Origin of the sequence: Nonomuraea sp. KM88, from assembly GCF_052245635.1 — a bacterium.
Lineage (GTDB): Bacteria > Actinomycetota > Actinomycetes > Streptosporangiales > Streptosporangiaceae > Nonomuraea.
In genome coordinates, this window is the sequence record NZ_JBQQCC010000001.1 from 720001 (window position 1) to 732938 (window position 12938).

Consider the following 12938-nt stretch of genomic DNA (forward strand, 5'->3'; position numbering starts at 1 on the left):
CGCCCGGAATCTGGCCGAGCTGGTCTTCTCGCTCCCGTCCGTCGTGAGCACGTAGCATGATTCCGGCTAAGTGAGGATCACGTGGAAGAGCGCGCTACGGACAGCTTCGAGGACTGGCTGCGCTCGCGCCTGTCCGAGCGCGGGCTGCGGGGCAAGGCGGCCGCAGTGCTCGAGGTGCTGCTCTCGCAACCACGCCGGGCGTCGTTCGGGTCGGCCAGCGAGCTGGCCCAGCTGGCCGGGGTCAACGTGGCGACCGTGACGCGCACGGCGCAGGCGCTCGGCTTCACCGGCTGGCCCGCGCTCCAGCAGGAGCTGCGCGCCCGCTACCTGTCCTCGCTCAGCGCCGGCCAGGTCGCCGCCGAGCACAGCGGCAACGGCTCGCCCAGCGCCCGGTCGCTCCGCCGCGACCTCGACAGCCTCGCGCTGCTCAACCGGCGCATGGACGAGGGCGTGCTGCTCACGATCGCCGAGGCCGTCGCCGCCGCCCGCCGTACGGTGATCGTCGCCGACGGCAGCTACGCCGCCGTCGGGCTGGCGCTCGCGCACAACGCCCGGCTGGCGGGCTATCCCGTCACGGCCGTGACGCTGGGCGACGCGGAGCTGGCCAACACCGTCGCCGCTCTCGGGCACGGGGACGTGCTGGTGGCGATCAGTTTCTGGCGGCTGTACGAGAGCACGGTCCTGGCGGCGAACCTGGCGCGCTCGCGCGGCGTGCGGGTGTTCGCGGTGACGGACGCGGCCAGCCCCGCCCTGGCCGAGGCGGCCGAGGAGGTGGTGATGGTGCCCGCGGAGGGGGAGGCGTTCTTTCCCTCGCTGACGGCCGGGATGGCGGTGGCGCAGGCGCTGGTGACCCAGCTCGCCGCCGTCGACCCGGCGCGTACGGGGGCCTCCATCGAGGCGGCGGAGGCCATGTGGGGCAGGTTCGGCCTCCTGCACCGCCGCCCCATCGCGGGCGATCATCCCTGACCGCCCGCGCGGTGACGTCCTACAGCCAGCTGGCGCGGACGCTGGTCGCCGGTTCCGTGCCGGGCGGGGTGCCGAGCCGGCCGGCACGCACGCCGTCGAGCATCCGGCCGACCGTCTCCACGATCTCCGGCGCCCGCTCGCGCAACCCGGCCACGTCCGCGGGGCTCGCCTCGTCCCGGGCGGCGCCGGCCTGGTCGAGGACGTCTCCGAGGTCGGCGAGGCGCTCGGCCAGCCACTTCAGCGGCTCGGCGGACAGTTGCCGGTCGAACACCCGCTCCCCGGGCTCCCACCCGCTGGTGCCGGGGTGGTGGTGGGTGCGGTCGAAGCTGCCGGGCGTGCCGTCGACCGACTCCAGCAGGTCGACCCGCCAGATCGGCCGGTCGATGGTGATGGGCCTGGCGGAGTAGATCGACCCCTGCAGCTCGCCTGATTCGAGCCTGCGCAGCTCCAGGCGCACGCCGCGCTCGGCTCCCTCCTGGCCTTTCATGGGGTTGGGGTCGACGAAGTAGATGTCGCTCACGGCCACGCCGATCCGATCGAAGCCGAAGAGGTAGAGCACGGGGAACCACATCCTCACACGTGTTCTGAGGGCTCTCCGGTCACCGTACCCGCCGGAGGTGGAGGCTAGCCGTCGTGGAAGCTCAGGTGCTTCTCGGCCCATTCGGAGATCAGGTGCAGCGCGGGCATGAGCGCCTTGCCGCACTCGGTCAGCTCGTAGGAGACCGAGACGGGCGGGCCCTCGTCGACCTTGCGCGCGATCAGGCCCTCCTTGGTCAGCTCGGACAGCCGGTCGGACAGCACCGAGTCGCTGAGGCCGTCGATCGCCCGTGAGAGCTCGCGGAACCCGGCGGGGCCGCTGCGCAGGCTGCCGAGCACGACGGCGCTCCATCGTTTGCCGAGGATCGTGAACGCGCGGGTCAGCGCGGCGTCGCTGCGGACGCACGCCTGCGTGTCATGCGTAGATGCCGTCCCCATACCTCCAAACTAGCGCACGCAATGCCGCTTTGATTTTCCTAGCAAGTATGTTTACTGTAGCGACAGCTCGATTCAGAGTAACTCTCAAGCAAGGAGATGTCATGGTGGAGAGTGCCGTCACGCGCCCGAGCGTCGTGATCCTCGGCGGTGGTTACGGCGGCCACAAGGTGGCCAAGCTGCTCGACGACGTGGCCGACGTGACCCTGGTCGACCCGTCGGAGTCGTTCGTGCACAACGTCGCGTCATGGCGGGCGCTGGTCGAGCCGCAGTGGCTGGACGAGATCTTCATGCCCTACAGCCGCCTGCTGGCGCACGGGCGACACCTGCGTGATCGCGCCGTGGCGGCGGACGGCCGCCGGGTGACGCTCGCCTCGGGCCGCACCCTTGAGCCCGACTACCTGGTCCTCGCGACGGGCTCGTCGTACCCGTTCCCCGCCAAGATGGAGGAACCCGACACGGAGGCGGCCAAGACCCGGGTGCGCGACGCGCACGAGGCCCTGCGCGGCGCGGAGCGGGTGCTGCTGATCGGCGCGGGACCGGCCGGTCTCGAACTCGCCGGGGAGATCAAGGCGTTCTTCCCCGGCAAGCACGTGACCCTCGCCGACGCGGCGCCCGACATCCTGCCGGGTCCGTTCGGCCAGGAGCTCCGCGACGAGCTGCGCAGGCAGCTGGACGCCCTCGGCATCGAGCTCAGGCTCGGAAGCAGGCTGCGCGAGCTCCCGGACGTGGCCCCCGCCACCGCCGCGCCCGTCGCGATCGCCACGGAGGCGGGTAACAAGATGACCGCCGACATCTGGTTCCGCTGCTTCGGCGCGACGCCGCGCACGGACTACCTGCGCGGCTCACTCGCGCTCGCCCTTGACGGGCGTGGACAGGTGCGGGTGGACGAGCACCTGCGCGTCCAGGGCCACGACCGGGTCTTCGCGATCGGCGACATCTCCGACGCCGACCGCGACATGGCCGCGTTCGCCGGAGCCCAGGGCGAGCTCCTCGCGGCGAACCTCCGTACGCTGATCACCGGTGAGGGCGAGCCGGCCGCCTACGAGAAGCAGCCGACGGTGATCCTCGTCCCGCTCGGGCCCGAGGGCGGCGCCGGGCAGCTGCCCGGGCAGGACGGCATCGTCGGCCCCGAGACGGCCTCCGAGATCAAGGGGCGCAGCATGCTGGTCGAGCGGGCCGCCGCGCTGTTCGACGCCCGCCCCGCCTGACGCGCGCCGATCGCCGGCGCCCGCCCCGCGCGGCCGGCCTCACGGCTCGACGAGGCCGGCCCTGATGGCGTAGCGGGTCAGGTCGAGCCGGTCGCGCATGCCGAGCTTCTGCAGGATGTTCGCGCGGTGCCGGTCGACGGTCTTCACGCTGATGACCAGCGTCTCGGCGATGTCCTTCGCCGAATTGCCCTCGGCGATCAGCTTGACGATCTCCTCCTCCCTGGGCGTCAGGATGCTCTCGGGCATGCGCTCGCCCTCGCGGTCACGCTGCAGGTAGTCGCGGATGAGCGCGGTGACCGCACCGGGGTAGAGGAACGGCTCGCCGCGCATCGTGGCCCGGCAGGCCTCCAGGAGGTCCTGGTCGGCGGCCGACTTGAGCACGTAGCCCGAGGCGCCGACCTTGAGCGCCTCGAAGAAGTACTGCTCGTTGTCGTACATCGACAGGATGAGGATGCGGATGCCGGGCGCGCGCCTGGAGATCTCGCGGGCCGCCTGCAGGCCCGTCATGCGCGGCATCGCGATGTCGAGAATGGCCAGGTCGACCGCGTCGTCCGAGGCCGCGGCGACCGCTTCGGCGCCGTCGGCGGCCTCGGCGACCACCTCCAGGTCGGGCTCGGCGTTGAGGATCAGCCGCAGTCCCTGACGGACCAGGGAGTGGTCATCGGCCAGCAGGATCCGGGTCTTGTTCACGGGTGGAGGCTCCGATTCACGATGTCCGGGACGACCAGGCGCACGCACGTGCCATCGCCTGGCGGGGAGTCGATGACGAGACGGGCGCCTATGAGCAGGGCACGCTCGCGCATGCCCCGGATCCCGGCACCCTCCCGGGACACGCCTCCCCGGCCATTGTCGGTGATGCGTAGGGCCAGCCTGCGACCGTCCGTGGTCAGGGAGAGCTCGGCGCGGGTGGCACCGGCGTGCCTGGCGATGTTCGTGAGGCTCTCCTGGGCGATCCGGTAGAGCACGAGCTCCACGTCAGCCCCCAGATCGGGCAGATCCGGATCGATCGTGCGGGTCACCCTGATGCCGCTCCTCTGCGAGAGGTCGCTGCTCAACGCGCTCAGCGCGGCGTGCAGGCCGAGGTCCTCCAGCACGCCGGGACGCAGCCTGCGGGCGACCTGGCGCACCTCGTCGAGGCTGGCGCGCACGCTCTCCTGGACGTCGCGCAGCTCGTCCTTGAGCCCGGCGGGGGCGCGGTCGACCACCCGCTTGAGGCCCAGCAGCACCACGGTCAGGCTCTGGCCGATCTCGTCGTGCAACTCGCGGGCGATGCGCTGGCGCTCGCCCTCCTGGGCGGCCAGCGCGTGCGCGCTGCTCGCGCTGCGCTCCGCCTCCAGCCGGTCGAGCATCGCGTTGAACGTGTCGATCAGGTGAGCCAGGTCGCTGTTGCCGCTGCCGGCCAGCCGGTCGCCGGTGCGCAGCAGGTCGACCCGCTTCATGAGCGTCGTCAGCGCGTCGAGCGGCTCCAGGCTGCGGCGCAGCAGGAGCCCGTTGGCGGCCAGCATCAGGGCCAGCCCCACCAGCAGCACCGGCACCTCGGCCAGCACGACAGGCGACGACACCGTGGCCGGCGAGACCGCCAGTACCAGTGTCCCCACCGCGTAGACCAGCCCGTTGATCACGAACAGCCGTCGGAACAGCGCCTGCGCAGGCGGACGTGGCGCGGCCATGGCCGCCTGCCGGTCGGTACGCTCGGTCATCTTCCCAGCCTCGCACTGACGAGGCTCGGCTCGGCATGGTGGTCCATCCCGTCAGGTTGCTTGCCCCGGGTGCCAATGTCCATCCGGCCCGCCTCCCAATTGTCAGGGCCGCTGCTACACGTTCTACCCCGGCTCATATGGGTGCCAGACCCGATGGTGGCGGGAGGCGCCCGGCCACAAGACTGAGGTGAAGCCGGATTGGAGTCAGCGACATGCACCACACCACGCCCGGCATTGACGCCGTGACCCCACCGGGAACGCCCGGTCACGCCCCCGAACCGGAAGATGCCATGCGAGCCAGTACCATCGCCGTGAACCTGCCGACCGTCACGGTCCGCGACCCGGTGACGAAAGCCGTGCGGCTCATGGCGTTGGGGCGGATGCCCGGCCTGATCGTCGTCGACGACGCCGGCCGACCCTGGAGCGTGCTTCCCGGCACGCAGGTTCTGCGGCTCGCGGTACCCGGCGCGTACCAGGAGGATCCCGCGCTCTGCCGGACGGTGGACGAGGCCCACGCCGACCTGTTCTGGGGCGAGCTGGGAGATATGACGGTGGGTGACTGCCTGCCGGTGCGACCAGCCGTCCCCGCGACCGTGCCACAGGACGCGACGCTGCTCGAGATGGCCGCCCTCATGGCCAGGCTGCGCAGCCCGATCATCGCGGTCGTCGCCGCCGACGGCACGCTCAGCGGGGCCATCACTTTGGAACGGCTGCTCACCAGCCTCGCGCTCTCCGACCCGGACGACTGACCGCCCGAACCGACCGAACCGCTCCCCACTCGGGCGTGTGCCACCGGCCACGTCCCGCTGCCGCGTGTTCACCTTTCCATTGCCCCTTCTCGTGCCCGCTTTTTCCGCCTCGTTTTCCGCGCTCCCTTCGGAGGCCATCACCATGTTCTGCCGGCAACCCTTGACGCCGTCATGTTCCGCGCCCGCACCCTTCGCCTGCGACCAGGCCGTGCCGCCAGGGCATGACGGATGAGCGCCTTCTTCGCGCTCGGGATCTTCACTGTGGCGTTCTTCTTCATCGCCACCGAGAAGGTCGACAAGGTCAAGGTGGTGCTCATCGCCGCCGGGCTGATGGCCGTGACCGGCCTCATCCCCGGCGCCGAGGTGTTCTTCTCCGAACACGAGGGCATCGACTGGAACGTCATCTTCCTGCTCTTCGGCATGATGGTCATCGTCGGGATCATCAAGCAGACGGGGCTCTTCGACTATCTCGCGATCTGGGCCGCCAAACGATCGCGCGGCCGGCCCTACCGGCTGATGGTCATGCTGATGATCATCACCGCGGTGGCCTCGCCCTTCCTGGACAACGTCACCACCATCATGCTGGTCGCGCCGGTCACCGTGGTGGTGTGCAACCGGCTGAACATTCCCGCGCAGCCGTACCTCATCGCCGAGGTCCTCGCCTCCAACATCGGCGGCGCGGCGACGCTCATCGGCGACCCGCCCAACATCATCATCGGCAGCCGCGCCGGCCTGACCTTCAACGACTTCCTCATGCACATGGCGCCCATCGTGGTGATCATCTTCGTGGTGTTCGTGCTGTTCACCCGGGTGCTGTTCCGCAACTCGTTCCAGTACCACGAGGAGCACGTCGCCGCGGTCATGGCGCTGCAGGAGCGGCGGGCCATCACCGACCCGCGGCTGCTCGTCCGGTGCCTGGTCGTGCTCGCCGGCGTCGTCGTCGCGTTCGGGCTGCACGCCGTGGTGCACATCGAGCCGTCGATCGTCGCCCTGGTGGGAGCGGGAGTGATGCTGCTGGTGTCCCGCTCGAACGTGCACGACACGCTGAGCGAGGTCGAGTGGCCCACGCTGGTGTTCTTCATGGGCCTGTTCGTCATGGTCGCGGGCCTCGGCCACACCGGGGTGATCGAGGCGATCGGCACCTGGGCCGTGGACGTGCTGGGCGACAACTACTTCCTCGCCGCCACGTCCCTGCTGTTCGGCTCCAGCGCGCTGGGCGCGTTCTTCGACAACATCCCGTACGTCGCCACGATGGCCCCCATCGTGGAGGGCGTCGTCGCGCAGGTCCCCGACCCGCAGACCGGCCAGGCCCTGTGGTGGGCGTTCGCCCTGGGCGCCGACTTCGGCGGCAACGGCACCGCGGTCGCCGCCAGCGCCAACGTGGTCGCCATCGGCATCGCCGCCCGCACCGGACACAAGATCAGCTTCTGGCAGTTCACCCGGTACGGGATCGTCGTCACCGTCCTCAGCACGGCGATGGCCTGGCTGTACGTCTGGCTGCGCTACTTCACCTGAGCCCGTCCCCGAGGACGGGCCAGGGTGAAATCAGGGACGATCACTGATGGGCCGGCCAGGCGCGAAAGGGCATCGTGATCCCCATGAACCCTGCGAACCGCCTGACCCAGGCGTCCTTCACCGTCGGGCCGGCCGCCCTGCTCGGCGGCTGGCTCCTCATGCGCCCCATCGACGGCGACCTCGTGCCAGGCCCCTGGTGGACGGCCGCTCACGCGGTCTGGCTGGTCGGCTTCGCGATGTTCGGCGTCATGGCGCCGGCGCTGCGCGGCGTGGCCGGGCCCCTGACGGGCGGGCGGCGCGCGGCGGTGGACGTCGCCGTGGCGGCGGCCCTGCTCAGCGTCGCCGCCAACGTCGTCCAGCTGGCCATCGACCTGTACGCGGGCTTCACCGCCGTGGACGGAGCGGCCATGCGGGCGGTTCTCGAGCAGGTGAAGGGCTACCCAGGGGTCGAGGCGCTGGTCTACTCGCCGGGCGCGCAGCTGTTCTACGCCGCCCTCGTGGCGCTGGCCGTCATCCTGGCCGCGCTGCGCCGGGTCACCCCCGTGGGCGCCGGCGTCACCGTCGTCGGGGTGGCCGTGATGGCGGTGGCGACGTTCCAGACGGGCCGCGACTCGGCGCTGGTGGCGGTGGGCATGGCGCTCATCTGGCTCGGCGTGCTGCTCCTCGGCCGCGGCCCCTCCACGGGCCTGACCGCGGGTCCGGCCGCGGGTCCGTCCACCGGCCTCGGGACGGGCTCCACGGGAATCACCGGCCCGAGGGCCACATGAGCAGGGGCGTGCCCCGCTCATGCGGCCCCCGCCGCTAGACGCGCCTGCCGTTGACCCACACGTTCCGCAGCACCAGGCCCGTCACGTCGGTCACCACGTCGTCCTCCGCCATCTCCTCGAACACGCTGTTCGTCACCCGCAAGCCCTTGATCGGGTTGCCCGGGTTGCCGATGAGGGAGAACGCCCGGGGCGCCCGCCCGGCCCGAAGCCGCCGGATGTCGATCCTGCCGACGTCGGGGAAGTAGGGGCCGGTGTGCTTGTTCTCGTAGTTGAGCGCCACCTCGATGACCGCGTCGGCCGCCTGGCCCACGGTGATGTCCTTGACGTAGACGTCCCTGACGTACCCGCCGCGCTCGGGGTTGGTCTTGATGCGCACCGCCCGCTCCAGGCGGGCGCTGCTCATCGTGCAGTTCCACGCGAACACCCAGCTCACCCCGCCGGTGGTCTCGCTGCCGATGGTCACCCCGCCGTTGCCGTCGCGCATCACGCACGAGTCCACGAGCACGTTCGTGGACGGCGCGTCCACCTGGCGGCCGTCGGCGTTCTTGCCCGCCTTGATCGCCACGCAGTCGTCGCCCGTGTTGAACTCGCACCGCTCGATGAGCACGTCCACGCAGGACTCGGGGTCACAACCGTCGTTGTTCGGGCCGTGCGGGCTGTCCACGGTGACGTCGCGGACGGTCACGTTCGTGCACAGGACCGGGTGGATGTTCCACATCGGGGAGTCCTTGACGGTGACGCCCTCGATGAGCACGTTGCGGCACTGGTAGAGCTGGATCAGGTTCGGCCGCAGGTGGTGGCCCTCGCCGAACACCCGCTCCGCGACCGGCACGCCCTCCTCGGCCATGCTCGCGAGCAGCTTCTTGTCCGGGCCCTCCGTGGGGGGCGGGTCGCTCGACCAGTCCCACCAGTGCTCGGCGTCTGCCTGGCCGTCGATGACGCCGTCGCCGGTGATCGCGACGTTGGTCCTGCCGTGGGCGTAGATGAACGGGGAGTAGTTCATCAGCTCGATGCCCTCGTACCGGGTGTGCACGACGGGCAGGTAGTCGGCGGGGTCACGGCTGAATTTGATCGTCGCCCCCGCCTCCAGGTGCAGCTCGACGTCGTCGGCCAGGTGGATCGCGCCCGTCAGGTACGTGCCCGCCGGCACCAGCACACGCCCCCCGCCCGCCGCCGAGCAGGCCGCGATCGCGTCACGGAAGGCCTGGGTGCACGTGGTGTCCCCATCGCCGGCGGCCCCGTGGTCGGTGATCGGGAAGGTGCGGCGGGGGAAGCGCGGCGGCTTGATGCGCCGCCTGATCCGCGGCACCCGGCTCCACGCCGCGGCGGCCGGGTCGGCGCCGGTGGCCAGGGCGGCGTCCGCGCGGCCGGCCACCCCGGCGGCCAGCACGCCGCCCACGGCGCCGGCCAGCAACCTTCTGCGTAACTGGTCCATCGAAGTCCTCCGTCTGCTTCTCATCGTCTTTCCACTAGCCGCGGGCCATCGAGATGCCCCGCCTCTCCACCTGCGTGTGCTCGCCGACCTGGTACGGCTCGCAGCGCCGCGCCGCCGTGTAGAAGTGGTACGGCTGGCCGTCCCGCGAGACGACGGCGGGTTTGTGCGCGTACGTCTCGTCCACCGACCCGGCCGGGCCCACGTCGACGAGGATCTCGCCGCTCTTGTGCCAGCTGCGCAGGTCGCGGGAGACCGCGTAGCTCTCGCGGGCGTGCCCGTCGAAGGAGAGCCCGAAGTAGAACATCACCCACCAGTCGCCGTCGCGCAGCACGCACGGGTCGGAGGCGAACCGTTCGTCGAAGGCTCCCTCGCCGCCGTGCGGCACGACCGGCTCGGGGCTGGGCCGCTCCCAGCGTTCGAGGTCGGGGGAGACGGCGTAGCCGATCTGCTCGCGCCAGCCGCCGTAGGTGCGGTTCTTGGCGTTGTAGAAGCAGTAGTAGAGGCCGTCGTGGCGCAGCAGCCACGACTTGTACAGGCCGCCGCGCTCCCAGGCGCCGCCGTCCTGCGGGCGCAGCACCGCGCCGGTGTCCTTCCAGGTACGCAGGTCGTCGCTGGTCAGGAAGCCGATGAGGCCGGCTCCCACCTCCATGCCGGCCTCCGGGTAGGCGTGGTAGGTGGCGAGCGCCCGGCCGTCCAGCCAGGTCACCTGGCCGGCGGAGCCCAGCCGGTTGTCGCGCACGATCGACGTGAGCGCCGCGTTGTGGCGCCGGTGGGGGTGCGCGGGGTCGCGCGGCAGGATCACCTCGCCGGGGCTCCACGACTCCAGGTCCGGCGAGCGGCTCAGCGCGGTCTGGTAGCCGGTCCCGTCGAAGCCGACGTACGTCATCAGGTACTCGCCGCCGTCGGAGCACACGAACGGGCAGTCCACGAAGAGGCTGTCGAAGCGGCCGGGCTCGCGCGACGGCTCGACCAGCAGCCGGCCGGCCTTGTACGGGGTCCTCACGCGCGCCGGGTCGTACGCGTTCGCCGTCTCGTTCCCCGTCCCGCTCATCGGCCCGCTCATCGGCCCGCCCCGAACGTCCAGCGTCCGGCGGGCACCTCGTAGGAGCGGCCGCCGAGCGCGACGGCCCCGTCGGGGGCGATGTGCCGGGGCAGGCCGAGGTCCGGCAGCCGCACCTCGGCCGACGAGCCGGGCGGGACCTCCACGTCGAGCGCGAACCCGCCGTCGCGCCGCTCCCACGACACCGCGACCCTCCCGTAGGGCGTCGCGGTGCCCGCCCGCACCGCCTTCAGGTCGCCGGGCGTGGCCGGCTCGATCAGCAGCCGGCGGAAGCCGTTCGAGCCGGGCGCCTGCCCGATGCCGCCGAGACCCCGGTAGAACCAGGAGTCGATCGCGCCGAGCATGTAGTGGTTCTGCGACAGCCCGCGCGTCGGACCGTCCCACGCCTCGGTGAGCGCCGTGGCGCCGTGCCTGACCTGGTAGCCGTAGCTCGGGTTGCTCGTGGAGACGGCGAACTCCCACAGCGCGTCGTGCCGTCCAGCCCGGGACAGCACCCGGAACAGCGCGGGCAGCACGACCTCGCCGACCGTGATGCCGCCGGCGCGCACGGCCTCGCTCACCTGGTCGAGCATCTGGGGGACGAGGTCGCCGGGCACGACGCCCATGTCGAGCGCCAGGACCTCCGACGCCTGGGTGGCCTTGCCGAACCCGCCGGAGAAGGCACGGGTGAACGCGGCCGCGATCCCCTCCGCCAGCGCGCCGTAACGCGCGGCGTCGTCGTCGCGGCCGAGCACGCCGGCGGCGCGCGCCATCGTGCGGGCGGCCTGCCAGTAGCCCCACGTCGACACCAGCGGCACGGGCGTGCCGGAGTCGGGGGCGAGCCAGTCGCCGAGCCCGTGGCCGAGGATGCCGTCCTCCGACCGCCCGGTGAGATAGTCCACGTAGCGGCGCATCGCGTCGTAGTGGCGCTCCATCGCCGACGTGTCGCCGTACCAGCGATAGAGCTGCCAGGGCACGCGCACCATCGCGCCGCCCCAGTTGGGGTCGTCCCTGAAGGGGCCGTCGAACACGACGTACTCGGGCGCGATGTCCGGCACCAGCCCGTCGCCGGTCTGCGCCTCGGCGATCGTGACCAGCAGCTCGCGATAGTAGGCGGCCACGTCGTAGTTGTAGGCCACGACGTCGAAGAGCAGGTGGGTCTGCTCCAGCCAGCCCAGCTTCTCCCGGTGCGGGCAGTCGGTCAGGACGCTGTACATGTTGCCCCGCACCGCGCGGTCGATGATCCGGTGGATGTCGTTGACCAGCGGGTCGGACGTCTCGAACACCCCGGTGGGCGTGTTGTCCGCGCGCAGCACCAGCGCCGCCACCGCCTCGGGTCCGACGTGCTCGGGCAGGCCCTGCACCTCGACGTAGCGGAAACCGTCGTAGCGGAAGCTCGGGTGCCAGGTCTGCGGGCCGTCCGTGGTGACGTACGTGTTGAAGATCGGCGCGCCCGTCGTGGGCTTCGACTGGACCACGCGGCCGAAGCCGTCGAGCTGGTCGCCCGGCAGCAGCCGCAGGTAGCGCCCGGCCGGGAGGTCGAGCCGGAGCTCGGCCCAGCCGGCGACGACCGTGCCGACGTCGAACACCGCCGTGCCGTCCTTGGCGACCAGCTTCTCCACGGCGGGCAGCGTCTCCGTGACCCGGATGGGCGGGCAGGCCCGCGCGCGCAGCGAGACGCCCGGCTCGTCCGGCACGGTCACCGGCTGCCAGCGCGAGCGGTCGGCGCCCGGCGTGTCCCACCCGGCGACGGCCAGGCGGGCGTCGTGGTCCTCGCCGCCGAACCAGTGCGAGCGCGTGGTCGGGCCCTCGGTGGCCAGCCAGTCAGGCCCGGTGCCGAACGTGCGCGACGACCCGTCGGCGTAGTCCACCTCCAGCTGCGCGATCGCCTTCGGCGCGCCCTTGGAGCCGTAGAACTTCATGTAGCGGTCCTGGTGCGGGTACACGTGCGCGATGCCGGGGCCCAGCGCGATCCCGACCGCGTTCGCGCCTTCGCGCAGCAGCGCCGTCACGTCGTGCGTCGCGTACGCCACCCGCCGGGTGAAGTCGGTGTACGCCGGCTCCAGCACGGCGTCCGTCACCGGCCGGCCGTTCACCGACGCCGCGTAGACGCCGAGCCCCGCGACGTGCAGCCGGGCCCGCGCGACCGGCCCCGCCACGGTGAACTCCCCGGCCAGCAGCGGCAGCGGGAGCCCTTCGCCGGCGCGCGGGTTGCCCGGGTCGTGCCAGCCGGGGTGGGTGATCCAGGAGGCCGTCCAGTCGTCCGCGTCGAGCAGCCCCGTCTCGAAGCGCGCGCCGGGGCTCCACGCGGACCACGCGCCGCCGGCGTCGCGGACCCGCACCCGCCAGTGCACGACGGCCCGGCTCGGCGGTTCGGCGCCGCCGTACGTCACGCGCTGCCCGGCGGACTCGACCTCGCCGGTGTCCCACAGGTCGGCCGCTCCCTCCGCGGTGCCCGCCTGCACGTGGTAGCCGGTCTGCGCGAGGGCGCCGGTCAGCTGCCAGCTCAGCGGGGGTCGGGTGATCTCGATGCCGAGAGGGTCGGTCAGGTCGCACGTTCGCAGGTTGCTCACCAAGACAGGGG

The 12938-nt window shown here is 71.8% G+C and carries 12 protein-coding genes; 5 read left to right on the forward strand and 7 right to left on the reverse strand.

The genetic code is table 11. From position 1 onward, the window contains the following. Positions 1-81: 81 nt before the first annotated feature. Positions 82-966 (forward strand): MurR/RpiR family transcriptional regulator, encoded by an 885-nt coding sequence (locus ACTWPV_RS03370; RefSeq protein ID WP_443150543.1) that lies wholly within the window; start codon positions 82-84, stop codon positions 964-966. A gap of 19 nt (positions 967-985) precedes the next feature. Here ACTWPV_RS03370 and ACTWPV_RS03375 read toward each other — a convergent pair whose 3' ends face one another. After that, on the reverse strand, positions 986-1537 hold the full coding sequence (locus ACTWPV_RS03375) for a hypothetical protein (protein WP_443150889.1): 552 nt from the start codon (positions 1535-1537) through the stop codon (positions 986-988). Positions 1538-1590: 53 nt separating this feature from the next. Then, the gene (locus ACTWPV_RS03380; RefSeq protein WP_347642015.1) at positions 1591-1941 is read right to left on the reverse strand and encodes a winged helix-turn-helix transcriptional regulator; all 351 of its coding nucleotides are present in this window, start codon (positions 1939-1941) and stop codon (positions 1591-1593) included. Positions 1942-2042: 101 nt separating this feature from the next. Here ACTWPV_RS03380 and ACTWPV_RS03385 point away from each other — a divergent pair, with 101 nt between their 5' ends. Beyond that, the gene (locus ACTWPV_RS03385; protein WP_443150544.1) at positions 2043-3149 is read left to right on the forward strand and encodes an NAD(P)/FAD-dependent oxidoreductase; all 1107 of its coding nucleotides are present in this window, start codon (positions 2043-2045) and stop codon (positions 3147-3149) included. A gap of 39 nt (positions 3150-3188) precedes the next feature. Here ACTWPV_RS03385 and ACTWPV_RS03390 read toward each other — a convergent pair whose 3' ends face one another. Together ACTWPV_RS03390 and ACTWPV_RS03395 are read right to left on the reverse strand one after the other, a co-directional pair. Continuing rightward, a complete protein-coding gene (locus ACTWPV_RS03390) occupies positions 3189-3839 on the reverse strand; it encodes a response regulator transcription factor (protein ID WP_347642017.1) in 651 nt (216 codons plus the stop codon). After that, entirely contained in the window at positions 3836-4849 is a 1014-nt protein-coding gene (locus tag ACTWPV_RS03395) for a histidine kinase (RefSeq protein ID WP_443150545.1), read from the reverse strand. Before ACTWPV_RS03395 ends, ACTWPV_RS03390 begins: the two co-directional genes overlap by 4 nt. A 290-nt stretch (positions 4850-5139) precedes the next feature. Here ACTWPV_RS03395 and ACTWPV_RS03400 point away from each other — a divergent pair, with 290 nt between their 5' ends. The 3 genes from ACTWPV_RS03400 (at position 5140) to ACTWPV_RS03410 (ending at position 7880) form a co-directional block, all read left to right on the forward strand. After that, on the forward strand, positions 5140-5598 hold the full coding sequence (locus ACTWPV_RS03400) for a CBS domain-containing protein (protein ID WP_347642019.1): 459 nt from the start codon (positions 5140-5142) through the stop codon (positions 5596-5598). A 228-nt stretch (positions 5599-5826) separates the two neighbouring features. Then, positions 5827-7113 (forward strand): ArsB/NhaD family transporter, encoded by a 1287-nt coding sequence (locus ACTWPV_RS03405; protein WP_347642020.1) that lies wholly within the window; start codon positions 5827-5829, stop codon positions 7111-7113. Between the two features lie 83 nt (positions 7114-7196). Beyond that, the gene (locus ACTWPV_RS03410; protein ID WP_443150546.1) at positions 7197-7880 is read left to right on the forward strand and encodes a hypothetical protein; all 684 of its coding nucleotides are present in this window, start codon (positions 7197-7199) and stop codon (positions 7878-7880) included. Positions 7881-7914: 34 nt separating this feature from the next. Here the strand turns inward: ACTWPV_RS03410 and ACTWPV_RS03415 are convergent, their stop codons facing one another. The 3 genes from ACTWPV_RS03415 to ACTWPV_RS03425 are packed head-to-tail and all read right to left on the reverse strand — an operon-like array spanning position 7915 to position 12927. Then, positions 7915-9315, reverse strand: a complete 1401-nt coding sequence (locus ACTWPV_RS03415) for a glycoside hydrolase family 28 protein (RefSeq protein WP_443150547.1) — start codon at positions 9313-9315, stop codon at positions 7915-7917. Between the two features lie 34 nt (positions 9316-9349). After that, a complete protein-coding gene (locus ACTWPV_RS03420; protein ID WP_443150548.1) occupies positions 9350-10366 on the reverse strand; it encodes a hypothetical protein in 1017 nt (338 codons plus the stop codon). An 8-nt stretch (positions 10367-10374) separates the two neighbouring features. Then, a complete protein-coding gene (locus ACTWPV_RS03425) occupies positions 10375-12927 on the reverse strand; it encodes a family 78 glycoside hydrolase catalytic domain (protein WP_443150549.1) in 2553 nt (850 codons plus the stop codon). Positions 12928-12938 lie beyond the last annotated feature (11 nt).